Origin of the sequence: Rhizobium sp. RHZ02 (assembly GCF_014851575.1) — a bacterium.
Lineage (GTDB): Bacteria > Pseudomonadota > Alphaproteobacteria > Rhizobiales > Rhizobiaceae > Rhizobium > Rhizobium altiplani.
The window spans coordinates 1-23666 of sequence record NZ_JACUZX010000032.1; the positions used below are offsets into that span (position 1 = coordinate 1).

Here is a 23666-nt window from a genome sequence, read left to right on the forward strand (position 1 = left end):
GTACTCTTCATCCCTGGCCAAGCGTCCGCTTCGCCGTCACTCACCCGAGGTAGGAGCCGAGTGCGGGAATCCCGCTCGCTCGGATCTGTCCGGGGGGCGCTCGGCAACGGGCGTCCCTACCGGGATATCGAACCGACCCGCACATACTGAAAGAGATTTCTGAAAATGTTTGCGCGCGCTTTCTGGATCGTCATGTGCACTTGATCACGGAAAACCCTGCCAATGCCACCAATCTTCTCGCTCGAGATGGCGGGCCCTTTTTTGTTGCCGACTGGAACGACGACTTCCATCACGCCATGCACGTGGCGGTCACGGGCGAGGCGAGTGGCCATTATGCGCCATTCGGCGACAAGCCGTGGCAGAAGATGAAGCAGACGCTCCAAAAGGGATATCTGTGCGACGGCAATAGTTTCCAGTCCCGCGATCGAGCCCACTCGGCCTCCTTGCCGCCTACCGCCTTCGTGCATTTTCTTCAAAACCACGATCAGGTTGGAAATCGCGCGCTTGGCAATCGTCTTCACACCATGATTGATCAACGCTGTCACAGGGTTTTGACAGAGATCCTTATGCTGTCACCGCAAATCCCGCTTCTTTTCATGGGCGACGACCATCTAACTCCGCGCAGGTTTCACTTCTTCGCCGACTATAATGGCGAGTTGGCGAGAGCGATCGCCGCCGGCAGGTCGACAGAAGCAGAAAATTTTGGTGGCCTGCCCGAAGGTTGTGGCGCGAGGGATCTGCCTGATCCGAACGATCTCTCGACCTTTCTGGACTCGAAACTCGATTGGGACGTTCTCGCTGACGATGAGGCGGCAGCGTGGGCATCTTTTTTCAAACGACTGATCAAGGTTCGTCGCAACCACGTTATTCCCTTGCTACCGGATGCAGACGGTTACGCGGGCTCGGTCGTTTCTGCGGTTGAACAGGCAGTGTTCCTTGACTGGAAGCTGGGTGCGCGAACCCTGCAGTTGAGAGCCAATGCCTCAGGGCGGGCAATGTCGATGGGACGCGATTGTGGTCAGAGGGTGTATCCGCCTGTCAGCGAGGCTGCAGAGGAGGTTTTGCAGCCATGGACAACGCACCTATATGTCCTTTAAGGCAAATCGTCCTGTTCAGGGCGCCGTTCAGTGAAGAAGCAAGCGGAAAAGCTAGCGAACAACGCTCCGTGACGACTTCCACGTAGGCGCGGCAAGGATTACCGCGCCTGCGTCAAATACCTATTTGACCGGGACTGACGCCTTGCCGAGTTTCACAGAGGGCTCACGGGCCCAAACACGAAGCGTGCCAAGCTTTGAGACGAAGGACGGCAGGCTGTCTTTTCCTGATAGTGAAACAATGCCCTCGTCTTCCATTCCAGCAATGCCCGCTTTTTCGAGCAAGGGTAAGGCGGACTGGTCGTATCCGATGAACTTGCAGTGCTGGAAGGCATCGGCCACAAAGTCGCGGGCCGTTGCCTCCTTGATCAGCTCTTCTATCGCTGCGGAGGAAGTCAGCAATGCCACGGCGTCAAACAGCACCGACGGGCCTCCGTCGATCATGTGATGTGCCTGGATCCATTTTCCATTCGAAGCGGTGACCCCGCCCACCTTGGGAGCAATAAACTCGACGATCGCCTTTTCCTTTCCGACAGTATCGGTCAATCCCTTCAGCAGATTGGCGTCTACGCCATCGGTTATGAGGATGCCAAGCTTTCGGCCCTCGAACCGCTTCGGACCCTTCTCCACGATGCTGAGGGCAGGTGAAGGCTCAAGATCCTGACGTGTCGGCATTGCCGCGTCCGCGGCCTTAGGCATGGTCTGGAAGCCAAGCTTATCGGCGACGGTCTCGGCGAGGCTCTCGTCGATATTAAGCAGATGAGCAACCATGCGTTCCCGGATGACCGACGTCTCCACCTTGCTCAGTTCAAACGTCAAAGCCGCCGCTATGTGGCGCTGCTCGGGCTGGGTCTGGCTGATGTAGAACTGTCGGGCTTGACTATAATGATCGGCAAAGCTTTCCGGACGAAGCCGTACCTTTCCACCCTCTTCGGACGAGGCAAAGTGCCGGTAACCCAGCACGGGGGACTCTCGTGGCCCTTCACCGAAAGAGTTGGGTTGGTAGTTGATGCGGCCGACCGGATTGCGCATCGCCATGTGGCCGTCCTGTTGGAAATGCTGGAACGGACACTTGGGCGCGTTGATGGGTAGATGCGTGAAGTTTGGACCACCCAGGCGCTTGAGCTGCGTGTCAAGATAAGAGAAATTCCTCCCCTGCAACAGCGGATCATTGCTGAAGTCGATCCCGGGCGGGACGTTTTGGGTCATGAATGCAACTTGCTCAGTTTCGGCAAAGAAGTTGTCAGGCATCCGGTCCAATACCAGCCGTCCGATCGGTTTCACCGGCACGATCTCTTCGGGAATGATCTTCGTCGGGTCGAGGACGTCGAAATCGAAGCTGTCGGCGAAATCCTGATCGAACAGCTGCACACACAGTTCCCATTCAGGAAAATTGCCCGACTTTATGGACTGCCAAAGGTCGCGGCGGTGAAAGTCCGGGTCGGCACCGTTGATCTTGACCGCTTCGTTCCAGACCACGGATTGAAGGCCAAGCTTCGGCTTCCAGTGGAACTTCACGAATGTCGATTCGTCTTTCGCATTCACGAGCGTGAACGTGTGAACACCGAATCCTTCCATAAAGCGAAATGAGCGTGGAATGGCGCGATCCGACATCACCCACATGATCATGTGCATGCTCTCAGGGGTAAGGCTGATGAAATCCCAAAAAGTATCATGGGCCGACTGCGCCTGTGGAAAGGCCCTGTCAGGTTCCGGTTTGACTGCGTGGATAATGTCCGGGAATCTGATGGCGTCCTGGATAAAGAAAACTGGAATGTTGTTTCCAACGAGGTCCCAATTTCCTTCCCGTGTGTACATTTTCACAGCAAAGCCGCGGACGTCACGGGCAAGATCGAAGGAACCTTTGCTGCCTGCAACCGTCGAGAAGCGAACGAATGCCGGTGTCTTTTCCCCGGCACGCTGAAAAATATCGGCTCTCGTATATGCCGCCAAAGATTCGTAGGTCTCAAAGAAACCATGTGCACCGTAACCGCGAGCATGGACAACCCGCTCTGGAACGCGTTCGTGGTCGAAATGGAAAATCTTCTCTCGGAAGTGAAAGTCCTCAACGATGAGGGGCCCGCGGGCACCTACTCTCAGTGAATTCTGGTCGTCAGCGACAGGCGCGCCTTGCGACGTGGTCATGATTTCGGCCCCGTCTTCGGCAAACTGATGAAGTTCGCCACCATTTCCTCGATGAGGCTTTTGGTCGTGAATCGAGACAAGATTGACTTGACCCTTCGTGGTTTTCTTCGCCATCGGTTGCTTTCCCTAAACTGGAGATGCGATTACTTCCCGTTGCTCAGATCCCTTCGGTGCAACGGAACCGATCTCTCAACTTCATGTGAACGTTGAAGTTCCCGATAGGCTGCGAATTCCTCACTCCGGTGGAAATTGATTTCGCCTGGCCGCCCCGTCGAACTTCATTTGGCTGAAAGCACGAAGGCAGCAACTTCTGCCTATCCTGCTCCACGCTCGGCCGTTGGTTCATTGGAGATCCGATCGGGGCAGTGACCTCGGACCTTGGTCTGAGGGCCGTCAGACTGAAGTCCCGGGGAGGGAACCGTTGCTGCGCTTGGTGGTTCGTTCAGGGAGCGGACAATACCGCTTCCAATGGAGGAAAATGAATGCGTATCAAATTGATAGGAACTGCCACTGCGGTCGCTCTCGCATCAACTTTTGCCTACGCGCAATCATCGACGGTGACGGGAGCTGCCGGCGGGGCAGCAACCGGGGCGATCGTCGGTGGGCCGGTCGGTGCAGCCGTAGGAGGCATTGTCGGTGGCGTGGCAGGCAGCCTTATCGATCCGCCGCCCCAGAAAGTCGTTACATATGTGCAGCAAGTTCCGGCTCCGACGACCAGAGTCGTCGTCAAGGAAAAGGTGGTTGTTGGCCAACCGCTCCCCGAGACGGTCGTTGTAACACCGATTCCTGATGATCCAAAGTATGCCTATGCGATCGTCAATGAGCAGCGGGTAATCGTCGAGCCATCCTCGCGGAAGGTGATCCAGGTCATCCAGTAATCGTAAGGGGATGTTGGTGTTGGTCGTATGCCGGCGGGGGACAGTTCCCGCCGGTTCTATCCGCGGCTTAGGGGAATCGTGTGACAAAGCTCATAACAGACATCAAGCTTGCCCAATTTGAGCTTCCCTATCTCGATAGGGTCGACAGACGCAATCTTGTCGGCCGTATCGTTGATGAACTGCGGTTCTACCGGTCAAGAAAACTCGGCGAGTTAGCGTTAGACCGATATTTACGCCTGGACGCGCTGATTAAATGCGTTTCGCTGATGATAGCTGACATAGCAGAGATGGATGACGCTGAATTTCAAAGCGTTCTCAACGAATTCGCGAAGCTGGTGGCTCTCCTCGAGAACCTTGCATCCGCTGGCAAGAGCGCAGCAACGCTGCATTGATTGCGGGTACTGTGTCGTGGACTCATAAATGCTCAGCCATGGCCGCGTGGCCGCGAGCGTGGCGAAGCGAGGCCGCGTCGTGTGCACCGACATGCTTTATCCGGTCCAAACCGCTCAACCGGGTTTTTTGTCGGTAAGGGTGTGGGCTAAAGCACATAGGATTGCGCTGGTTCCGACAGGCACCGATCGCATGGATCTTGGTGGTCACCCTGCAGCCTGTAGCAGGATCGCCTATCGTTTACCCGGGAGACGCCTCGCGGCTTTATTGGCTCTCAGGCTGCCTCGGCGTTGGGTAAGGGCATAGCGCATTCGAACGGTCCCCGTTCGCAGCTTGCTCCACGCCTGCGGGTCCCGGTCAATTTCTGGTTCGCTTCTGCGACCCAGACTTCGTTCGCGCGCGGTCGCTCGATCGCCGCAAAAAGCCCATTTCTACCGGCCAGCGACGTGCTAAGCTTGTCGAATGACAGCGCCCAACCATTACAGTTTTCGCAAAGCGACATTGGATGATCTTCCGTTGCTCAGAGCATGGCAAGCGAACCCGCATGTCCGCGAATGGTGGGACTCAGATGAGCCGTACGATGCAACAGACTTGGCTGATCCTCGGGTAGCGCGTTGGATTGTTTCAATCGCCGAACGCCCCTTTGCGTTTATGCAGGACTATATCGTCCACGGCTGGGAAGATCACCATTTTGCGAAGCTTCCTAGGGAATCGCGGGGAATCGATCAATACATAGGAAACCCCGAAATGATCGGTGTTGGGCACGGATCAGCGTTTATCGGGGCGAGAATGATGGCTCTCTTCGATGCGGGCGTACCCGTTATCGCAACCGATCCTCACCCTGCCAATCAACGGGCGATTGCCGCTTACAAGAAACTGGGTTTCGAACCGTCCGGATCAGCTCGAGAGACGCGGTGGGGCTTGATTTTGCCGATGCTTGCGAGGCAGTAAGCGGCACGCCATCATTTGCAGCTTCGTCCGCATCCGAGACATGGTCGGACGCGCAGTACCTATACACTCGGGGGCTGACACCGAGCGTATAGGTTTATAAGCACGCAGCCTAACCTCCTTTGTGATTTTCGATCCGGGAATCGCGAAACTACTGTTGCGCATTGGAGTTTCGCAGCGGTCGCATTCGTTCGACGGACATGTCTCACCAACCGACTTCGGCATTCTCTATTGCGGTTGGATCGCCGGATCTTTCCAAGGGTTTTGCGGCAGGCGACAGTCGATCGTCGGCCAGCTTTCAAGCTCAGAGCGCGTGCTGATTGCCGGAAATCCTCCTGCTAATCGGAACACTCGGTCGCCTGCTTCGTTTTAATTCCAGTCCGAACCAAGGAGGAATACATGGATTGGAACCGCGTTGAAGGGAACTGGAAGCAAATCAGAGGTAAGGTCAAGGAACAGTGGGGAAAACTCACTGATGACGATCTTGACCAAATCGATGGGCAACGCGACCAGTTGGAAGGAAAAATTCAGGAACGCTATGGGCTAGCACGGGACCGGGCTCGTCAGGATATCGACGACTGGTACGGTAGCCAGACCTGGTAGACGAACTGGAGGGCCCGGAGCGATCCGGGCTCCTTTTTGCGCTCTCCACTCATTGGTAGATGCGACCTTGGATTTGCGTTCCCGCTGCCACGATGCGACCATGAACCAAAACTATCTCCGCTATGTCCGCCCTTAAACACCGGACGACATAGGCTGGTACCGCTCCGCGGTGACCATGAATGTGTTGACCTTCATAAAAGTTCAAGTGGATAGACGATCCCGGCGTAGTGGGTTGGTTCGCCTTGCCGATTCCGGAAGCACCTGCCCATCGCAATCACCCACCGCGTTTCGTTGAAAGCATCACGAACGCGATATTCTGCATGATAGGGCAGCCCGCTTCTGACGGCTTGCGAAATTAAAGCTGCCACACGCGCGCGATCGTCGGTATGGATCCGCTCGATATACGAGGCGATCGGTAATCCACAGATCGTCTCGGCCGGATCGAGGCCAAACAAAGATGCTATGGCCGTATCGCCGTAGACGGTATCTCCTGCAAGAGACCAGGTAAAAATTCCCGGCTCAGCCGCGTCCTCTTCGAGATTGCTTGCGATCCTCATCGCACCTCCGCTTCAAGGTTGGGCCCCCAACTGCCAGCAATGCCGGAAGTTCCAGAAGTTCACAATCAGCTCTGTGTTGGGAAGCAGCGAAACGGCCGGTCAGCTTGAGAGCGAAATCTCGCTTTGGTAGCGAATGGCCATCTATGATCACACGACGTTGTCCCGTGGTGCCGCACGCGAGCCGCCACAAGGCAAGGGGGCGGCGAATCGGAGATCACGCGATGCCGCCACGTTTGACTTTTTCATGACAAATCAAACGCGCCAGCGCGGATTTCTATTGGCGTTATAAAGCAGTTCGCCTGCAGATGCAAAATGACCAAAGAGCTGGCGCATCCGCCGTTCGTCGGCTTCACCTATCTGGTGCTGGCGGCAAGAATCGCGCACCGACCAAATCCTCAAGGATTTCTTGGTATCGAGATCACCCTCTCTGATGTGCGTCGACATTACTCTCCTCCGTTTGGAGGGGTGCTTTAGTGCAGGCTAAAATAAATGTCATTTAACTTTGACATTTCTGATTTGCCTGTTTCAGGACGTGACGTCTAATTTTTCCGGTCGAGCATCAGCTCACTACTTCCGCTTTATCGCGTCTTCTCGGATCGCCAATGGGACAAAAGAGGCTCGCGCGTTCCCGTAACCGGATCAAGGGTAGGCAAAGATAACTTTCTGATCACGTCCATTTCCATGCCGGTGGCCGCCGAAGTCTTGATATCGGCGCTCTGGCCCGGCGGGTAAGCACCGACAACCAGAAACGATTGGCTCGCGGCGACAAGGCAATGCCCAGTGCCGGCAGGTAAGATCAGGCAATCCCCAGCCGTGACCGCAAAATCGATACCATGAGGGCCCCCGATCATGATGGAGCCGTGGCCGTCAGCTACACCTAACACTTCGTGCGCGTGGACGTGATAGTGTTGATAGCCAAAAATCCCGTCACGCCAGAGCCCCGTCCAACCGTGTTCTTGAAAGAGACTCTCAAATCGTTTTGCCGATGCCTCTTCGCTGATGACGGCAGATTTATAGAACAGCACTGGCAAAGCCCGGTTGTTCGGGATCCAATCGCTTGGCGAAAGAAGACGGGCTGTTCCAATTCCGGCGACCGTAACCGGCGAGCAAACGAGATGACGCCACGAAAATGCAGCTATTGCCGCATCGTTCCATCAGTATTCAACGCTTGGCGCGAGACAACCTGCGGAATTCGGACTGAGGTGAACTGTGGCTATGTCGCCGCGACGGACTCGCCACCTCTCGATCAGCTTGGAAAAAATTCATCCGGAACATCAAGCTTCGCAAGTTCGATCCTTTGCGAGGCCATCGTATTGCGCGACGGAACCTTGCAACCGTCGGTGAGTTGATCTCGCAAACGGAAATTCATCGTGACAAGATTCTACTTCCGAACCGGCCCGACAGACACTCCCTGGCAAGACGAAGATGGCTATGAGTTCCCCGACTTGCCAGCGGCGCTCGATGAAGCAAAGCGCCTCGTTGCCGAGATGGCCATCGACGGGATTCCCACTGCTATACGGGAGCCGCTTGAAGTTGAGATCTACAATCCGGACCGAGTTAAGATCGTAACAGTCTCATTGCATCTATGCATTGAGTACGCCGGTGGGGATTCTCAGAGATAGGGGGAGCAGTGACCAAACGAGTCGTGCGAGGATACCCGCCACTTGGCGTTCCGTTCACCCAGGTTTGCCGTCGTAATTGCTGGGTACTATTTTCCGCTCGTAGCGGTTACGCCGTACAACTCCTCAATGATCTTCAGACCTTCCTTGTATTTTGACTGATCCAAACCAACGTTCCGCGCTTGCTTCAGATTGTCTTTAAGGTCGGCCACCTTTACCGGACGGGCAAGTTCGTCACTAACTGCCCGGACGACAAACTCATCCTCGCTTTCATTTTCTCTTCGGGTCAGGGCGTTGATGGCGGCCACTACGGAAGGATTGAATCCGTCATCACTCAGGCGCTCAAAAGTCCAGCCGCGGCCCTTTTCGATGACGTCGTGCAGGTAGGCGACGATCCGCTGGTCGTCCCCCTCGACGGCGCTAGCGACGCGCTTGCAGTGCGAAAAATATGGGTTTCCTTCCTTGTCGGTCTGCCCTGCATGAGCCGAGAACGCGATTTTTATCGCTCGTAAAACATCTAACCCATCATCGCCTTCACTCATTAAGCCCAGATGCTCTGATGCCATGACTCTTACCTCCAGTAAATCAACGCCGGGCAATGCTTAGAGTTCCTGCGCGTGCCGCCTGGTGAAGGCTCTGTTCTGAAGAAAACTTAAGGCCGACTCCCAGGATCTAATTCCTGCCGAGCGCAAACGATCAATCGAGGGTCGATCGACTTCAGTCTCAACGTGTCAATGGAACAAGCAGAGTTTCTGGTTGTTCTTCTGTTCTCAACCAAAGGAAACATCAATGAAAAAACTCATGATCCTTTCTATCGGCATGGTGATGACGGCCTCGGTCGCGCTTGCCCAGAGCGAAACGCCGACGACGTCCCAGACAACACCTGCGGTCAAAACCGAGCAAAATCCGGGAGCCTCGGTAGCAGGCAAGAACAGCTTCACCGAAGGCCAGGCAAAGGCCAGGATCGAGGAAGCTGGTTACACCGACGTCACCGGCCTCAAGCTTGACGATCAGGGGGTGTGGCGGGCCAGCGCCACCAAGGACGGCAAACAAGCGAGCGTCTCCCTGGACTTTCAGGGCAACGTCACCATGGCCAAGTAACCACGAATAACAAGGAAGCAGTCGTATGAGAACGATCACTGGATTATATGATAGCTACGATGACGCCCGCGCCGCCGTGACAGCGTTGGAAGACGCCGGCGTCCCGTCCGATGACATCAGCATTGCCACGAACAAGGCGAATGGTGTCGATGTCGAAGCCCAGGGCAATCGCGCCGCAGAAGGAGCAGGAACCGGTGCCGGTCTTGGCGCACTGGCCGGCGGTGCCGGCGGTCTCCTCACCAGTCTTGGCATGCTTGCAATTCCGGGGGTAGGTCCCATCGTTGCTGCCGGTTGGCTCGTTGCGACCGCGGCCGGAGTTGCAGTCGGCGCCGTTGCCGGCGGTGCGGTCGGGGGTATCGTCGGTGCCATGGTCAAGGAAGGCGTCCCTGAAGAAGACGCGCATCTTTACGCGGAAGGCGTCCGCCGTGGAGGATCGGTCGTCGCCGCGAGGGTGGAGGAAGGACGTGTCACCGAGGCCCAGGCTATCCTTGACCGGTGGCGTCCCGTAGATATCGGAGCACGCCGCGCGAGTTATGTTGAACAGGGGTGGACCCGTTTCGACGAAACCGCCGATCCCTATACTGCGGAGCAGATCGCCGCTGAACGACAACGATATCGTTCCAGCCTGTAGGCGAACTCAAGCTGTAAGCGGCCGCTCGGTGCGGTCGCTTCAGTTTCCTTCAGAAGGCTGGATGATGAGATCGAATACCGTAGACGCGGGACGATTAACCCCAGTGTCAGCCTCTCTCTGTTGGACAGCCGGTCGTTGAAAATAGCGCCCGTGGGTATCCTGCCAGAGTGGTGTATCGATCACCGTATCACGAGGTCGTCAGCGCGGGTACGAACGCGTTCTCTGATCTTGACCTAGAACTCGCAACCGCGGGAGGCAAGCTGCATCTTTCGCCGGATAATCACGTTCATGCTCTTGCCCGAATTCTCTGCCTTGGTCAGCAGTTTGGCGCAGGCCTTGGGGCTCAGTTTCTGAGCTTGCTTATTTTCCGGCGGTTGATCTGATACCGTCGGGCGAACTGTCATTCCCTGACCCGACGCGTCGAAAGACCCGCACAATAGTGTGGCGAGACCGATCATTGCCACATAATGAAATTTACGCACGGGAAACTCCCTTCTTCGCGTGTTTGGCTTGTAGCTGGAGGCAGTTATGGCTCAGTTGCTCGAGTATTGGTCGGTTAGGTTGCCGCCGAGATTCGAGTTTGACAACGGCCTGTACTTTTCCGCGAAGCGCAAGGCCTTTTCATCCTTTTGACGCTTGAGATAGGGCTCGAGCCACGCAAGCTGAAACGGCTCCAATGTCTCGCTGCCGGTCGAAAACGACTGCTCGGTGCCCGCCTTTGCAGCCGCCAGCTGAGGGTTTTCAAGCGCAGAAAGTGTAAAGTCCACGATCCGTTCGAGCTTTGCGCCGCAAGCCTGGAACCCATCACCGGTACGGTTGTCCAGGAGCACGGTGTTTACCACCAGGGGCGCGACCGCATGCAACTGATAATGCAAGGCCTTGTCTCCTCTTTTCATTTCGAAAGGAAGAGCCCCGTCGTCGTCGGCCGAACACACGACCATTTCAGTGGACTTCGAGCCCCAGGAAATCAGCGCGTCGTCGTTCGTCGCCAGCCCGATCTGGGTGACTGCGAGCGCTGCCCAGGCCCGAAGGTTGTTCTGTGATGCCATCTCAGGCGCATCGTTATCGAAGAACGATTGCAGCGTATGGCCGAATGGACCCAACCATGCCTCGATTGTCCGTCGCTTCTCTGGAGGTGGAGCTGTTTTCTCTTTTGCCTCGTTATAGGCAATGGCGATTCCGGCAAGGCGTGGCGAAACGGCGAGCTTGGCATTCACGGTGCTCAGATCCGACAATGCCCCTGCATCCGCCCATGATGCCAGGGCACTGTAGAGACACAAGTGTTTCTCGTCGTTGGCATGCTTGCCGGATGATCCCTTGTTAAGCGCGGCAACCGCTCTGACGAACAGGTCCAGAGGCCGAAGCGCCTTGTTGACTGCCGCGTTTCCATCCTCATCGATTTCCGAGCGCGAGGCATCGCCTTTCTCATAGCGGCTCCCGATTTCGAGGCTCGTCATAGGTTTCGGCACTCGCGGGCACTTAAGCTCGGCCTGCGCGAGCTGCGCCTCGACGGCAAGCAGACCCAGCGCCAACAATGGGACAAGAGCAGTCCGACGGAATGTCAATGGGGTCAAAGGCCACCACAGTGGCAGGAGAGTGCAACGTCTCATTTAATTTACCTTCGTTGACATAACCGACAGCATTTCATTTGCCTGTTTACTTCCAAGACGCGCTGCTTTTTCAAGCCATAGCTTTGCCTCCGGCAGGGATGGCGGCGTGCCGATCCCGTAAGCGTAATTCTGTGCCAGTAGCACCATTGCCTCGGAATCGCCCTTGTCTGCAGCCTTGCGGAACAGATCCGTCGCACTCGACGCTGCCTCGGCACCCCCACTGTTTGCAAGCTTCAGTTTTGCGTACTCACGCATTCCGACAGGATCACCCGATTGAGCCGAGCGCTCGTAGATCGAGGTGAGGTCAATCCGGGCGAGGAGCTGTTCGTAGACAGTCTTGTGTGACCGCGCCAATCCATTCAAGCGGCTGGCAACCCGATCTGCGGAAGCATTTTGGATAACGGCGACCATCAACGTGGTCGCTTTCTCGAGCGAGAATTGCTGCCCCTGCCGATCGGTATATGCCTTCAAGAGATACTGCTCAGCCCTCGCGTCACCGCCGCGTGCTGCAACCTCAAACAAACGCATTGCGCTGTCTTGTCCGACTGGCGAAGGAAAGGTCGAATAGGCTTCCGCAAGCACTCTTGCTCTCCAGGGCTTGTCCTTTGAAAAGGTCTCGCCAACGTCCATCCAGTCCTGTGCTTTTTCAGGCTCGCGCAAATCGATATAGGCGTGCGCCATCGACAAGGCGGAATCAAAGGAGCAATCCATGAGGCTTTGAGCTCGCAGCAGATATTTTTCCCTCGTTGCGACATCGCTGACGTACCTTGCCGCGAAAATCGATGCATCTGCGTCGCCTCGATCAACGATGGCCGAGCGATACTGATTGTAGATTTCAGCCGGTGCCGCAAACTTGGTGGCCAGCAACTGCAAGGCCTTTCCGTTGCCATGTGAGGCCTCAAGTCTCAGATATTTCTCTGCCGTTGCCAAAAGTCTTGGATCTTCTGCAAAGGATGAAAGTATGAGTTCGCCGGCCCCGATGCGTGCAGCCGAGCTCGGCAGGTCCGCGGCCGAAAGAAACCGGTCCAATGCGGCGCGCTTCTTGCCGATGTCATTGCCGGCAGCCTGTAGCATCAGGGCCGCAAACGCCGCTTCGGCATCGGGGCTGCGCGACAGCCGACCCTCCCATTCCTTGATTGCATCCGCGTCCTTCGCGATAGAAGTCAGATACCAGAGATAGCCCGCAATCGCCTTTGGCTGTCCGTTGAGCGCGCCGGACTGCAGCAATGCGGTTTGCGGGTCATCAAGATGGTGCACGAGCCCATCGATGTCTTCGACAGACCATGCGCTGGCCTGCGATCCCTTGGCAGCATTTGACCAGTATTCCGCCTGTTCGAGTCGCGGTCCGTCTGGTGCATGACACAGATACGCATCGCGCAGATCCTTCATCGTGTCTGTCCGGCCGAAATTGTCGAGGAGCGCCAATAGGAGATTGATGCCCTCATCGAAATTTCCATCACCTGTGCTGCTCAGGCGAAGAGCAGCAAGGCTGTGCATCGATGTCATGTCACGACGATCAGCGCCTTGCTGAAAGAACTTGCTTGCCTGATCATGCGATTTCCAGAAACCATCCTTGTCAATCGCTAGATTGGCCAATCGCGCAAAAACCCAGCCGGGGGCATCCTCGAGTGACGCGAGTTCGTTCAGTGCTTGCACGTACTTCTCCCGAGCGTCCTTTGCATCGGATTCGCCATAGAGATTGGCAAGCCTGATCAAGCTGCTGCGATGTCCTGCTGCAACCGCCTGGCGATAATAGTATTCCGATTTTTCAAGGTCCTTTGTAACGATGGCGCCGACCTCATACACGTGTGCAAGCTCTGACTGGGCAGCAATCACGCCATTATCGGCCGCAAACTTGAGGTAGTGCATGAGAACGGCATTGTCCTTGCGAATATCCGCGCTTTCGAGGTGATAACGGGCTACTTTCCAGGCTGCGTTGCCATCGCCAAGATCGGCGGCAAACCGCAACCATGCCTCCGAAATCGTCCGGTCTTGCTTGACCACGTCTCCTTTTTCGTACTCTCGCGCAATGCGTGCCACGCGATCGCAAATTCCGCTGTCGAGCTTTCCGACCATTGCGCCAAAGGCCATGGTTATGGCCAGTGATGGATCGACAGACCAACCCTCGACCCGCTCGCCATCAAGGTTTCGCTTGGCAAGCTGCAGGAGCGCGTTCGGGTTTCCACCATAAGCGGCATTGACGAGATAGGAGAGAGCTTTGGTTTTGTCCTTCTGAGCGACGACCCCCGTCAGTATCAGTTCAGCGGCGAGATCGAGGTCCTTCGGCGCACCTGCCTCCGCCTGCGTGAAAAATGTTTCCAGGGCTCCGTTACTCTCAAGCTCCTTAATTTTGCCGGCACGCAGGTAAAGGGTAATCCTGTCAGCCGCCAGGTCCCGTGGCTTCAGGCTGCGGTCGATGTCCGGCAGAAGCTCGATCATGCGGGCGATGATGGGGAAATAAAGTTCCGGATCGATGTCTCGTAGCCGTTGAGCCTCGCGTTGGATGATCCAAGATTGAAGTTTTGGCAGCGTCTTGCGATCCCATGAAACCCACCGATCGATCACTTCTCCATCGGGCGCGCGCTGCACACAGACGGCCTTGACATCTACCTTGGGCGGCAGGAACTCAATGGCCACCGGATCTGCCTTGACCTGGTCGATCGCCACTGCCAGCCACAGGCAGGTCGCAACGGCCCCGGCGAAAAAAGGCGCAGAACGCAAAACTTGAGACAGCATAATCGCCCCCTATTGGTTGAGATGATTTTCGGTGACCACAACGTGGTAGTCGCCCGCATTGCCCGACAAGACGATACTGAATCCGGCGCGCCGTTTCAGGTCGATCTTGTCGGTTTGCGTGATGGTCTTGCCACCTTGCTGAATTGCGAAGCTGAGATTGAGCGGGGCTCGTAACGAAACACTCTCGGATGTTCCGGAGGCAACCCCTTTGATTGCCGTTGCATTTGCAGCGGGCACGGCGAGGTCAATGGCTTCAAGATCACTGAGATTGTAAAGATAGACCTGCGCCTTGGAAGGGTCGTCCTTGACGCCATCCACATAGAGTTTTGTCTGCCCGTCCGATAGCTTGGCGTAGGTGTAGTACTTGCCTGGGGCAGCTGTGATGTTGATGCTCTCAGCGCCGATCGACATGTCGACGTTGCCTGGCTTGACGGCCACATAAGGCGATACGCCATCGTCGAAACCCGCAACCTGGGATCCCGCGATCACAGCGGCTGAGGCATTGGTATCGAGAATCCGGATAAAGGATCCATTGGGATCGATCGGTTTGCCATACAGTCCGGCATCTTGGGCCAATGAAAGCGTTGGCAGGGCCAGCATCATGGTCAAAAGGAGCGCATATGTGCGTGGTAGAAACATGATCCTCACCTTGCTTTGGGATGGCAGACACTCACTGCTGCCGCGTTTGTGGATAGGCGGTCGAATTCGAGGGTAATTCGCTTGGATGCCTCGCTGGCAAAGTATCGCACCGGGAAGTAGAAGCGGCCCGTCGAGACCATTCGATCTGCCCTCACGATACTGCTTTGGTAGTCGTGACCGTCGTTCAGTTTGAAGCTCAAAGTGGCGTGTCGGCTGAGCGTGTCGCCAGAAAATGCATAGATTACGGCGGAATCGGAGACCTCGCCCTGTTCAAGGGCCACACTCACTGTCGTGGGACCAAGAGGAGAAATTCTTTCGGGGTCGATCCTACGGCAGCTTTGACGCGCAGCTGTCGCCAGTTCGATCAGTGGTGCGTCACCGAACTTGCCGAGATTGTTGTAGATGGGATTTTCCCAGATCAGAAAACGAGGCCGGTTTGCCTGGAAGACCTCTGACGTCAGGTAGGAGGTAATAGAACCGAATTGGTTGCCGCCTGAAATCGAGTAGTTCGTCACTGGTGTTGATAGAGCCTGCGACAAAAAGCCAGCAAAGTTCGACGCCGGAAGATCCGAATAGCTGGTTCCCACCAGGGCGACGGTGCCACCGGACGAAGGACTTCCAAATATGTCGATCGCGCTCGCTCCGCTGTCGGTCTCGACGGTTTCATACCCTTGCGTGCGGGGTAGGGGCAAAGCATCCGTGCAGCTGGCCTGCAGCATTCGCCGCATTGTAGAGATAATGGATGACGGCGTTGTCGGCCTTGTCTCGAACTCTGCCTTCTGCAGTTCGCCAGCACCTGGGAGTGAGCGAATTACCTCCGCAATTTTTCCTGCCGAGGCACGAGCTCCGGCTGACGTCCAGTGGAAGTCAGCCTGGAAAAATGGTGGTTCCTCGCCGGACTGTTCCTTGAGCCTTTCCAACAGATCAACGGTCACGATGCCATGCTCGCGCAGTCGCTGAATGACGCCTTCATAAGCCCTCTTTGCCACATCGTAGTCGAACCCAAAGTCACTGCTTGCCGTGGCAGGCAGATATTGTGGCAGCACGAGGCTCTTTGTTGGTATTGGTACATAAACGAGCGTCGTTCCCTGGGCCTCAAGCGCCTCGGCGATCGTTGCGACCTGGTCAGCAGTATGCTCGGAAAGCTGCTGCTCCATGCGCAAGTCCGCAATAACCCGATAGAAGAACCCATTCCGTCCCTCGACCGATGCAAGTTGCTTATTGGTCTCGAGACCTGCGCATCCGAATGCCGATGACGCCGCGTAGCCGGTCCCCCACGAACCGAGGGTCAGCGCGATTGCGATGCCGGTACGCACCGCCGATTGTCTGATACGGCTCATCATTGAGAGACCTCGACAAGATTGGTGGGTTCTGTGTCCAGTCGGCGCAGGACAGCGGCCGCCACCGCCCTCGTGCTGGGTTCAGCACTTGTTTGCGCGGTTATCAGGAACTGCCTTGCTTCTTTTTTTTCCTGTTCACTTGTCAGCCCCTGCGAAATCATCGAGATCGCCATATCGAGGGCTGTCTTTGCATCGCCCCTGGAGGCGGCCTGTCGTTCTAAGCGGATGACCTCATCGGGCTTGGCGCCGAAAGGATGGCCACTTTTGTAAAACTTGATGAGTTGAGCGACCGCAACAGGATTCCCATGGGCGGCATGGTCGCGAAGGGTCTGCTCTGCCTGATCAAGCCGTGGGTCGCTGATGGAGCCGGTTTCGGTGCTGAGCAATCTGGAAAGTGGAGCAACAGCACCTGCACGGCCTGTGCTGCATGCGATCGTGTAGTAGTGAACTGCGTCCGCTTTAAGCGTCGGGTTTGCCGCAAGTCGTTTGGCCACGTAGATTGCAGCCACGCCGTCGCCCCGGTCGGCCAGCATTTGCAGCTCCTTGTAGGAAACGCGCTGGCGGGCAATCATGCGCCGCCGGATTGATTGCAGCTCGGGGCCCTCCAGCTGGTCTGTTCTCGTAATCCCCTGATTGAAGCCTTGTCGATAGCGCTTCGCGTCTGCCTTTGATTTCGTGGCCTCGGCGTTCTTTGTAACCGCGGCGGCTGGTGTAACATTGCTACCGAGACCGACCGCAAAACTGAAAGCGAGCAGGAGGGCATGAATCCGCATTTATCTACTCCCTAACCGCAGATGCAGGCGCATCCCAGAGTCGAGGCTCTGTCAGGTAACGAACCGGAAACTCCCATAAGACAGTCGACTGTCCCTCAAGCTGGCTGTTGGCCGCCAGAAAGTTGCGCATGGGAACAACAGGTCCACGGCCGACCTCAGCGACGTTCAGCACATCAACTCCCAATGCGGCTTCCAGGTATGAGGAAAAGGACCACGTGTCATTGGCGCTGTAGCTGGTGCCGACCAGAGCGACGGGGAACCGGTCGCTTTCGCCAAGAATGTCGGTCAGAGGTCCCGCCTCATCTCGGCTTGCCGTTTGTGGTGCGACGACTTCATGTCCTAGTCCAATCGACGGCGCCAGTCTTTCGCCGGTCACGAACTTGACGAGGTCCCCCTCCACCGTGCGTTTCGGCTCGTCTTTCAAGGCAAAATGCGATTGGGTGACGATACCTGAGAATGCTGCAACCGCACCTGCCACAGCCTTGGCGCCTGCTGGTGTCCAATGCGTGTCTGTCTTCAGGAAGACGGGCTCGCTGGTTTTGGCGACGAGTAGGGCACCCCGCGTATCGACGGCGTCAATCTTTGCCAAGGACAGCGAATGGACAAAGTCGAGATATCGGTGCTCCGCGATCGAGGCATACCGGTCGTCGGCAAGATTTTCGCGGTAAATGTCGCTTTTGGCCGGAAGAGGCACAATGATCAGCCGAATTCCATGCGAGCGAAGAGTATCGGCCACTTTTGATATCTCGCGCACACCGGTTTCGATGCCGGTGTCAGCGTTGGCGGCACCGCGAAACTCTTCTTCGGAAAAAAGCCATCCTCCCTTTCCGACAACCACACCGCGGCGCCCCTCGCCAAAAAGGATGTAGCGCGCAGCTCCAACCAGTTCGACCGCAAACTCGCGATGTGGCAGTTCTGATTTGTAGACGGTTTCGAGCGTCGTACCAATCAGCCCATGGCTGAGTTGGTCGAGGTTGGCAGGAAGTTTCGAAAGCGCCCCTGCCAACTGATGGCGAATGTCTACATTCGCTACAAGTGCATAGCCAAACAACATCGCCGGGAGTAGCAGTCTTGCGGCTGTATTATATCTAGCGTGGATCTGCATTGGTTCCTCAAAACTGAAAATAGAGAAACGGCGAGTGATTGGCCTCCGCGAGCTTCAATACCGTCACGGTTGCCAGCAATGTCAGCACTAAAGGCACAGCAATGGATTGGCGCGCCGTAGCGCTCCCGTCAGCAGAGGGCAGGTCAACGTTCGTCCGTTCCAGGACCAGGAGGTAAGGCTCGCTCGCGACAATGACGCAACCTACCGCAAGCGTGAGCAATCCCTCGTGTGTGATATCGAGAAGTTGCGCTGGTCGAACCCACAGCCCGTTGAACCCCAGCATGCCTGTATAGAGGTCGAGCGCGACAAAGACGTTCTCTGCCCGGAAAATAACCCAACCCAATAAAACGATCAAAAGCGTTGTGGGTAATGCAATCGACCGCGAGGCTGCAATCTTGTTCCAGCCGGTTGCGCGTTCGACCGCCAACCAGCCACCGTGCCATCCGCCCCAGAGCACGAAAGTCCAGTTGGCACCGTGCCAGAGCCCACCGAGCAGCATGACCAAGATCAGGTTGACGTAGGTCCGAATAGGGCCGTGGCGGCTACCACCAAGCGGGATGTAGAGATAGTCCCTAAGCCAGTTTGAAAGGCTGATGTGCCATTTGCGCCAGAATTCGGTGATGCTGCGGCTGAGATATGGTGCGTCGAAGTTTGGAGCGAAGCGAAACCCGATCATCAGGCCAAGTCCGATCGCCATATCGCTGTATCCGGAAAAATCGAAGTAGAGCTGCATCATGTAGGCGATGGAGCCAAGCCAGGCTTCGATCAGCGTCGGGTGAGGGCTTGAAAAGATGCTGTCCGCGATCGGCGCGATCGGATCTGCAATCAGCACCTTCTTTGCAAGGCCGATGACAAACAGTGCCGTGCCGTCGGCAAACTTCTGCAACGTGTGTTCACGATGCTTGAATTGGTCCGCCAGATCTTTGAAACGCAGGATCGGTCCCGCGATGAGTTGCGGGAACAGAGCCTTGTATGCAGCCAGATCAATGAAGTTACGCGTTGCCGCTGTGTCCCGGCGATAGACATCGATCAGGTAGCTGATCGACTGAAAGACATAAAAGGAGATGCCGATTGGCAGGATGAGACGCCAGTGGACACCAAGGCCCTCGGCATCCGTGCCGATCAAGGCCGCAAAGCTGTCGATAAAGAAATTCAGATACTTGAAAATGCCAAGCACTGTCAGGCAGCCGGATATACCAAGCGTCAACAGGATCTTTCCCAATTGCCGCTCCCGATTGCGCTCGATGGCGATCGCGAAGGTGTAAACCCACACTGTGGTCGCAAACAGCAGCGCCAGAAAATCCATCCGCCACCAGCCGTAAAAAATATAGGAGGCTATGAGGATGGTAAGAGAGCGGCCAGCGACGGGAGTCGCATAGTAGGCGACCAGAAAGGTTGGAAGAAAAAGAAAAACAAAAACCTCGGAGGAAAACACCATGACGTCATGCTCTCTTCTTGGCGACACAACGAGCCAGATCGACCGCTGAAAACTGCGACAACTCACCACCCTCTGACGTGGTCGACGCCAGCTTGAATTCTCCAGGCTTGCTGGATGCGACAAATTCCAGCAGTTCGCCGAGATTGGCTGAGAACTCGCCATCAGCGATTCTTGGAAGCTGCCGCTCGAAGTCATTTGCGGAAAGGCTTAACTCTCCCAGCCTTGCTCCGCTCAACCCGAAGCGGTTGTCCTTGAAAATGTTTCGAGAAACGAGGAGGGCGGCATGGTCGGACTGTCCGGAAATCGCCAGACCCGCCGACCCATTTGCAATAAGATGGTTGTCTTCAACCTTGCCCCTAAGGACGGACCGCATCGCGATGCCCCGCGAGCCATTGGCGATGACAAAATTGCTTGTGATTGCAACACACGCTGAACCAGCGACACTGACGCCTGCCAGCCTTGATTTGCCGACGAGGTTGCGAGAAATCCTGACATCAGTTGCTCCACCATCCACAAGGATTCCGTTGCCTGGACTGTCAATGATAACGTTGTGCAAAATGTCGATTTGACTGGAGCTGTCAGTTACCTTGATGCCGTGCGTACCGGTTCGTTGCGAAACGATATTGTCGGCAATACGCACATCGCGCGCCGCCTTTACAAGGACTGCTGTTTTCGAGCCGTCGACAAATCGATTGCCGATAACGTCAAGCCTATTCGACGCGGTGACTGCGACCCCAACGCCGTTCCTGAACACGTTATCCCTCAGCATAGACGCTGTTCCCGAAGTCGAAAACTGTTGATGCGTAAATGCCAAACCGCTTGATTCGGGAAACGCGGGAGAGCCGAGGTCGGCAATTACGCTTCGGCTAACTTGTGTCGCGCCGGCAAATGTCGTCAGCAGAAATGGCCGGAAATCGCTCTTTGCACCCGGTGTTGCATCCAGTCGGGCGCCAATGATTTCGAGCGCGCCGGTATTGACGATAAAAGCGCCCTGGCTGCCGTCCAAAGTCAATGTCTCGCCAGGCCCGATTGTCAGTGCCCCACCGCCCCAAATGAAGATGGGTCGGTGGGCGACATATCCTTGCGGCCGCCTTTCCAGATAGCTCCCAATCCCCTTCGACCCCAATGCCTGTCGAACATCTTCCAACGTATGAGAGCCACTTTCGATAACGATGGCGCTTGCCTGCGGGTCGGGCTGTGCCTTGAGGCTCGCCTCTACGAAGCCCTCGCTCGCCGAAAGTCCGATGCGGCGCATGAGAATGTCGATGGGCGAACGACTGACACGCTTTTGACCTTCTGGCAGCACAAGTCGCGCAGCGTGCTCCCCCGCCTGCAATTTGCCGATTCCGGCAAACTCGTTGGCGCGCGCGAAGATCTCGGCGGACGGCACGTCCAAGCTGCGTGTCTCGAGCTCGAGCGCTTCCAGCTGTCGATTGAATGACGCTTGCTGGCCGAGCGCGAAAGGCGGCCACGCTAGACAAGCGGCAATGGCAATAACAAAGGCAGGACGACTAGGCATAATCGGCCGCCCTCACATCAGCCGCAATGGCGGCAAGGGACTGACCGGACAGGCCAAGTGCGCTGGCATTGCCACAGCTGATTTCAATAACCTCGGCCGGCGTATCCGCGGTATTGACAAGTCTTGCCTCCTTGCCGATCGCAACCATCGCCGACAGTCCGGGAGTTAACTCAGATTGGGTGTGGTCACCGACAAGCTGCAGACGACCGTGGATGACGGCGAGAGTCCGGGATACGCCCTCCTCGCCAACAAGGGTGACGGTCTTTCCGCTGTCTATGCTGAGAAGGTCCATGGCAAAGCCGGGGCCTGCTTGCATCGACTTGATCCTGCCCCACTCGGTGACCTGGCTGCGATGATTTTCTGCTTCCCGACGCTTTAGGGTCACGAGGTGCTCGACAATCCGCTTGACGTCCTGGGAGCTTGCCTTGTTTGTGACGAGCAATGCGTCGTCGGTATCGACCACGACCACATCGTTCATGCCGACGACAGCTACCAAACGCTCGCCGCCGCGGACCAGAGAGCCGCGTGTATCAAACAGAACGACGTCCCCTGACGTGACATTGCCACTCTCGTTCTTCATTCCGATTGCGTGGAGAGAGGTCCAACCGCCGACGTCGTCCCATTCGATCGCTGCCGGCGCAAGGGCAATGTCCTTACACCGTTCAAACACCGCCTTTTCGGTTGGTTGATTTTCAGCTTTCATGAAATGTCGTTCGTCGAGCAGCAGCCCCGCCTCTGCTTCAAGGGGCGAGGCGGACTGGAGAGCCGCCTGCACATGCGCAAATGTCGCCGGGTCGTGACGCTGGTATTCCGAGATCAACTTGCTTGCCCGAAACATGCTGATGCCCGAGGCCCAATATGCAAAGCCTGTGTCAATTAACGATTGAGCGATTGTGGTGCTCGGCTTTTCGATGAAGCTTTCGACGCGATGCAGGCCTGGATAATGGTCGAACCGGCCTCCGTCCATGATGTACCCGTAGCCTTTTTCGGCATAGCTGGGCTGAATACCGAAGGTCACGACCAATCCATCCAGGGCCGCATCGTGCATTTGTGCAATCAACCGATTGAGCTCGCCTTTAATGACATGGTCAGATGGAAGCACGACCAGCACAGCATCAGGTTTGGCACCAGCAAGATAGAGTGATGCCGCCAGTACCGCTGGACCCGTGTTCCTTGCCACTGGCTCAGTTATGATGTGTGCCTTGCTTTGAATTTCACGAAGCTGGCGGCCAACGGTTTGCACATGACGAGAACCGACGCAGACGATCGGGTCGGAGAACAGATCGCTGCGGTGGCGTTGAACCGTACTCTGAAAGAACGTCAGGGAGCCTTCGCCATTGATCGGTTGGAACTGCTTTGGCTGATGAGCTCGCGAAAGCGGCCAAAGACGAGTCCCTGAACCTCCACAGAGAATCAGTGGATGAATGTCACTCATTTCGAACCCCACAGATATGACAGGCCGGCCTTCATGGAACGCAGTAGTTCAGGCGAGTTGTCGAGGCGCACCGCCACCGGTGTTCCGGGAGTGGCCTCCAATGGCCGAATGGGAAGGAGAGTGACCGGCAAGGGCCCACCGGGGCCGGTGGCCGTGCGGTCGAGGACAACCTTGGCCTCAATTCGACTTCCGGCAGGCGTTTCAATTTCAGCTGTCGCCCCCATGCCCAGTCTGCGCAGTTCGGGGCCTGTCAGAGTAGACTGGACGATGAGTGGTGCGTCGCGCCTGTTCGCATCGAGGATCGGTTGACCGAGGAGGACCGTGGAGCCGCGTTCGATTCCTGCTGGGATCACGTCGCAGTCGCAAGGCATGCTGGCGGTCAGAGAAACGCCATTCGATGACAGGATCGAATAGACCGGTTGGCCGGCCGCGGCGTTCAAATTGATAAAGTCAATCTGACCGCTGGTGGTCGCCTTCATTGTCAGGCCCTGACGCTGAACCACTGCGGGTCCATCGACGTCAGTCACGAAAAGCCGGTTGCTCAGTCCTGATGCAATGAAGGCGATGAGGCCAATGGTGGCCAAACTGATGCCGAGTGTCCCGGCTACCTTGGCCAGAACAGCGTTACCTGGCTGCAGGGCGCCTTTTGGAGTGGACGTACTTTCACCTTGTCCCGTCCCTGGCGTGCCAAGGAGCCCGTTCAGGGTAACCGGGTCGCCTGCAAGCCAGCTATTCAAGAGATAGCGGATCTGCGGCATATGCTGACCGGTCGGATCGCGGAATCGCAAGATCATTGCGCCGGTTTCGCTATCACTCGACGCAACCGTCACGTCGATCGGCAGCGACAACCAGAATTCTTTGAAGTTGAAGCGAAAGATGGCAAGTTTGGCGGCTCCCGCCCAGTTAGCCGCTGCAATTCCGGCAATTCTGGCGCCTACCATGGAAAGGGTTACCCCTTCATAAGCGCGGCCATCGATCGTGACGGAAAACGGTATACGCAAGCGCGGATGTTCATTCGCCTCTGCGAAATCGGGCACGTCACCCGCACCCTTGTCGACTGAAGGCACTTCTTTTTCGCGATGGTCGATTGTCGTCATCAGAGATC

General features: G+C 56.4%; 25 protein-coding genes. 9 read left to right on the forward strand and 16 right to left on the reverse strand.

The window, feature by feature from the left end:
• Positions 1–194 precede the first annotated feature (194 nt).
• Entirely contained in the window at positions 195–1097 is a 903-nt protein-coding gene (locus tag IB244_RS28020) for a DUF3459 domain-containing protein (protein WP_312867272.1), read from the forward strand.
• Positions 1098–1217: 120 nt separating this feature from the next.
• Here the strand turns inward: IB244_RS28020 and catE are convergent, their stop codons facing one another.
• Positions 1218–3353 carry a catalase C gene (gene catE / locus IB244_RS28025; RefSeq protein WP_192306325.1) on the reverse strand — a complete coding sequence of 712 codons (2136 nt, stop codon included), beginning with the start codon at positions 3351–3353 and terminating at the stop codon, positions 1218–1220.
• Positions 3354–3721: 368 nt separating this feature from the next.
• On the opposite strand from catE, the gene IB244_RS28030 reads away from it, so the two are divergent.
• From IB244_RS28030 to IB244_RS28045, 4 genes are all read left to right on the forward strand, one after another.
• Positions 3722–4117: a DUF1236 domain-containing protein gene (locus tag IB244_RS28030; protein ID WP_113162979.1), complete on the forward strand. Its 396-nt coding sequence runs from the start codon at positions 3722–3724 to the stop codon at positions 4115–4117.
• 80 nt (positions 4118–4197) lie between these two features.
• Positions 4198–4509, forward strand: a complete 312-nt coding sequence (locus IB244_RS28035; protein WP_113162980.1) for a hypothetical protein — start codon at positions 4198–4200, stop codon at positions 4507–4509.
• 460 nt (positions 4510–4969) lie between these two features.
• Positions 4970–5458, forward strand: coding sequence for a GNAT family N-acetyltransferase (locus IB244_RS28040; protein WP_192306328.1), 489 nt, complete (start codon positions 4970–4972; stop codon positions 5456–5458).
• A 396-nt stretch (positions 5459–5854) separates the two neighbouring features.
• The gene (locus tag IB244_RS28045) at positions 5855–6058 is read left to right on the forward strand and encodes a CsbD family protein (RefSeq protein ID WP_169684417.1); all 204 of its coding nucleotides are present in this window, start codon (positions 5855–5857) and stop codon (positions 6056–6058) included.
• A gap of 191 nt (positions 6059–6249) precedes the next feature.
• On the opposite strand, the gene IB244_RS28050 is transcribed toward IB244_RS28045, so the two are convergent.
• The 3 genes from IB244_RS28050 to IB244_RS28060 all read right to left on the reverse strand — a co-directional run bounded on the left by IB244_RS28050 (position 6250) and on the right by IB244_RS28060 (position 7640).
• Positions 6250–6615: a PAS domain-containing protein gene (locus tag IB244_RS28050; RefSeq protein ID WP_192306330.1), complete on the reverse strand. Its 366-nt coding sequence runs from the start codon at positions 6613–6615 to the stop codon at positions 6250–6252.
• A gap of 252 nt (positions 6616–6867) precedes the next feature.
• A complete protein-coding gene (locus tag IB244_RS28055) occupies positions 6868–7059 on the reverse strand; it encodes a hypothetical protein (protein ID WP_169684423.1) in 192 nt (63 codons plus the stop codon).
• Between the two features lie 134 nt (positions 7060–7193).
• The gene (locus IB244_RS28060) at positions 7194–7640 is read right to left on the reverse strand and encodes a cupin domain-containing protein (RefSeq protein WP_312867273.1); all 447 of its coding nucleotides are present in this window, start codon (positions 7638–7640) and stop codon (positions 7194–7196) included.
• Positions 7641–7985: 345 nt separating this feature from the next.
• Between IB244_RS28060 and IB244_RS28065 the strand changes: the two genes are divergently transcribed.
• Complete coding sequence (locus IB244_RS28065; RefSeq protein WP_192306332.1) at positions 7986–8237, forward strand: DUF6894 family protein; 252 nt, start codon at positions 7986–7988, stop codon at positions 8235–8237.
• Positions 8238–8323: 86 nt separating this feature from the next.
• Here IB244_RS28065 and IB244_RS28070 read toward each other — a convergent pair whose 3' ends face one another.
• The gene (locus IB244_RS28070; RefSeq protein WP_246734722.1) at positions 8324–8800 is read right to left on the reverse strand and encodes an HD domain-containing protein; all 477 of its coding nucleotides are present in this window, start codon (positions 8798–8800) and stop codon (positions 8324–8326) included.
• A 223-nt stretch (positions 8801–9023) separates the two neighbouring features.
• On the opposite strand from IB244_RS28070, the gene IB244_RS28075 reads away from it, so the two are divergent.
• Positions 9024–9335 carry a PepSY domain-containing protein gene (locus IB244_RS28075; protein ID WP_192306334.1) on the forward strand — a complete coding sequence of 104 codons (312 nt, stop codon included), beginning with the start codon at positions 9024–9026 and terminating at the stop codon, positions 9333–9335.
• A gap of 25 nt (positions 9336–9360) precedes the next feature.
• The gene (locus IB244_RS28080; RefSeq protein WP_192306336.1) at positions 9361–9966 is read left to right on the forward strand and encodes a general stress protein; all 606 of its coding nucleotides are present in this window, start codon (positions 9361–9363) and stop codon (positions 9964–9966) included.
• Between the two features lie 233 nt (positions 9967–10199).
• Here IB244_RS28080 and IB244_RS28085 read toward each other — a convergent pair whose 3' ends face one another.
• The 9 genes from IB244_RS28085 to IB244_RS28125 are packed head-to-tail and all read right to left on the reverse strand — an operon-like array spanning position 10200 to position 20613.
• A complete protein-coding gene (locus IB244_RS28085; protein WP_192306338.1) occupies positions 10200–10448 on the reverse strand; it encodes a hypothetical protein in 249 nt (82 codons plus the stop codon).
• A 51-nt stretch (positions 10449–10499) separates the two neighbouring features.
• Positions 10500–11576, reverse strand: coding sequence for an alginate lyase family protein (locus IB244_RS28090; RefSeq protein WP_192306340.1), 1077 nt, complete (start codon positions 11574–11576; stop codon positions 10500–10502).
• Positions 11577–14312: a tetratricopeptide repeat protein gene (locus tag IB244_RS28095; protein ID WP_192306342.1), complete on the reverse strand. Its 2736-nt coding sequence runs from the start codon at positions 14310–14312 to the stop codon at positions 11577–11579.
• A gap of 9 nt (positions 14313–14321) precedes the next feature.
• Positions 14322–14951: an alginate O-acetyltransferase AlgF gene (locus tag IB244_RS28100; RefSeq protein WP_192306344.1), complete on the reverse strand. Its 630-nt coding sequence runs from the start codon at positions 14949–14951 to the stop codon at positions 14322–14324.
• A 5-nt stretch (positions 14952–14956) separates the two neighbouring features.
• Positions 14957–16294, reverse strand: coding sequence for an alginate O-acetyltransferase AlgX-related protein (locus tag IB244_RS28105; RefSeq protein WP_192306346.1), 1338 nt, complete (start codon positions 16292–16294; stop codon positions 14957–14959).
• Positions 16291–17064 (reverse strand): hypothetical protein, encoded by a 774-nt coding sequence (locus tag IB244_RS28110; RefSeq protein ID WP_192306348.1) that lies wholly within the window; start codon positions 17062–17064, stop codon positions 16291–16293. Before IB244_RS28110 ends, IB244_RS28105 begins: the two co-directional genes overlap by 4 nt.
• A gap of 4 nt (positions 17065–17068) precedes the next feature.
• The gene (locus IB244_RS28115) at positions 17069–18169 is read right to left on the reverse strand and encodes an alginate O-acetyltransferase AlgX-related protein (protein ID WP_192306350.1); all 1101 of its coding nucleotides are present in this window, start codon (positions 18167–18169) and stop codon (positions 17069–17071) included.
• A gap of 7 nt (positions 18170–18176) precedes the next feature.
• Positions 18177–19607: an MBOAT family O-acyltransferase gene (locus tag IB244_RS28120; protein WP_192306352.1), complete on the reverse strand. Its 1431-nt coding sequence runs from the start codon at positions 19605–19607 to the stop codon at positions 18177–18179.
• A 4-nt stretch (positions 19608–19611) separates the two neighbouring features.
• Positions 19612–20613, reverse strand: coding sequence for a right-handed parallel beta-helix repeat-containing protein (locus tag IB244_RS28125; RefSeq protein ID WP_192306354.1), 1002 nt, complete (start codon positions 20611–20613; stop codon positions 19612–19614).
• Positions 20614–20757: 144 nt separating this feature from the next.
• Here IB244_RS28125 and IB244_RS28130 point away from each other — a divergent pair, with 144 nt between their 5' ends.
• Positions 20758–21048, forward strand: coding sequence for a hypothetical protein (locus IB244_RS28130; RefSeq protein ID WP_192306356.1), 291 nt, complete (start codon positions 20758–20760; stop codon positions 21046–21048).
• 70 nt (positions 21049–21118) lie between these two features.
• Here the strand turns inward: IB244_RS28130 and IB244_RS28135 are convergent, their stop codons facing one another.
• Entirely contained in the window at positions 21119–22561 is a 1443-nt protein-coding gene (locus tag IB244_RS28135; protein WP_192306358.1) for a mannose-1-phosphate guanylyltransferase, read from the reverse strand.
• A complete protein-coding gene (locus tag IB244_RS28140) occupies positions 22558–23658 on the reverse strand; it encodes a hypothetical protein (RefSeq protein ID WP_192306360.1) in 1101 nt (366 codons plus the stop codon). The genes IB244_RS28135 and IB244_RS28140 overlap by 4 nt, the downstream gene beginning before the upstream one ends.
• Positions 23659–23666 lie beyond the last annotated feature (8 nt).

What these genes read in the sequence shown, in the direction of transcription:
- catE (WP_192306325.1), bottom strand. Translation starts at nt 3,353, where the DNA reads ATGGCGAAGAAAACCACGAAGGGTCAAGTCAATCTTGTCTCGATTCAC.
- IB244_RS28030 (WP_113162979.1), top strand. Translation starts at nt 3,722, where the DNA reads ATGCGTATCAAATTGATAGGAACTGCCACTGCGGTCGCTCTCGCATCA.
- IB244_RS28040 (WP_192306328.1), top strand. Translation starts at nt 4,970, where the DNA reads ATGACAGCGCCCAACCATTACAGTTTTCGCAAAGCGACATTGGATGAT.
- IB244_RS28045 (WP_169684417.1), top strand. Translation starts at nt 5,855, where the DNA reads ATGGATTGGAACCGCGTTGAAGGGAACTGGAAGCAAATCAGAGGTAAG.
- IB244_RS28050 (WP_192306330.1), bottom strand. Translation starts at nt 6,615, where the DNA reads ATGAGGATCGCAAGCAATCTCGAAGAGGACGCGGCTGAGCCGGGAATT.
- IB244_RS28055 (WP_169684423.1), bottom strand. Translation starts at nt 7,059, where the DNA reads ATGTCGACGCACATCAGAGAGGGTGATCTCGATACCAAGAAATCCTTG.
- IB244_RS28070 (WP_246734722.1), bottom strand. Translation starts at nt 8,800, where the DNA reads ATGGCATCAGAGCATCTGGGCTTAATGAGTGAAGGCGATGATGGGTTA.
- IB244_RS28075 (WP_192306334.1), top strand. Translation starts at nt 9,024, where the DNA reads ATGAAAAAACTCATGATCCTTTCTATCGGCATGGTGATGACGGCCTCG.
- IB244_RS28080 (WP_192306336.1), top strand. Translation starts at nt 9,361, where the DNA reads ATGAGAACGATCACTGGATTATATGATAGCTACGATGACGCCCGCGCC.
- IB244_RS28090 (WP_192306340.1), bottom strand. Translation starts at nt 11,576, where the DNA reads ATGAGACGTTGCACTCTCCTGCCACTGTGGTGGCCTTTGACCCCATTG.
- IB244_RS28095 (WP_192306342.1), bottom strand. Translation starts at nt 14,312, where the DNA reads ATGCTGTCTCAAGTTTTGCGTTCTGCGCCTTTTTTCGCCGGGGCCGTT.
- IB244_RS28100 (WP_192306344.1), bottom strand. Translation starts at nt 14,951, where the DNA reads ATGTTTCTACCACGCACATATGCGCTCCTTTTGACCATGATGCTGGCC.
- IB244_RS28105 (WP_192306346.1), bottom strand. Translation starts at nt 16,294, where the DNA reads ATGATGAGCCGTATCAGACAATCGGCGGTGCGTACCGGCATCGCAATC.
- IB244_RS28110 (WP_192306348.1), bottom strand. Translation starts at nt 17,064, where the DNA reads ATGCGGATTCATGCCCTCCTGCTCGCTTTCAGTTTTGCGGTCGGTCTC.
- IB244_RS28115 (WP_192306350.1), bottom strand. Translation starts at nt 18,169, where the DNA reads ATGCAGATCCACGCTAGATATAATACAGCCGCAAGACTGCTACTCCCG.
- IB244_RS28120 (WP_192306352.1), bottom strand. Translation starts at nt 19,607, where the DNA reads ATGGTGTTTTCCTCCGAGGTTTTTGTTTTTCTTTTTCTTCCAACCTTT.
- IB244_RS28130 (WP_192306356.1), top strand. Translation starts at nt 20,758, where the DNA reads ATGAGAGCCACTTTCGATAACGATGGCGCTTGCCTGCGGGTCGGGCTG.
- IB244_RS28135 (WP_192306358.1), bottom strand. Translation starts at nt 22,561, where the DNA reads ATGAGTGACATTCATCCACTGATTCTCTGTGGAGGTTCAGGGACTCGT.
- IB244_RS28140 (WP_192306360.1), bottom strand. Translation starts at nt 23,658, where the DNA reads ATGACGACAATCGACCATCGCGAAAAAGAAGTGCCTTCAGTCGACAAG.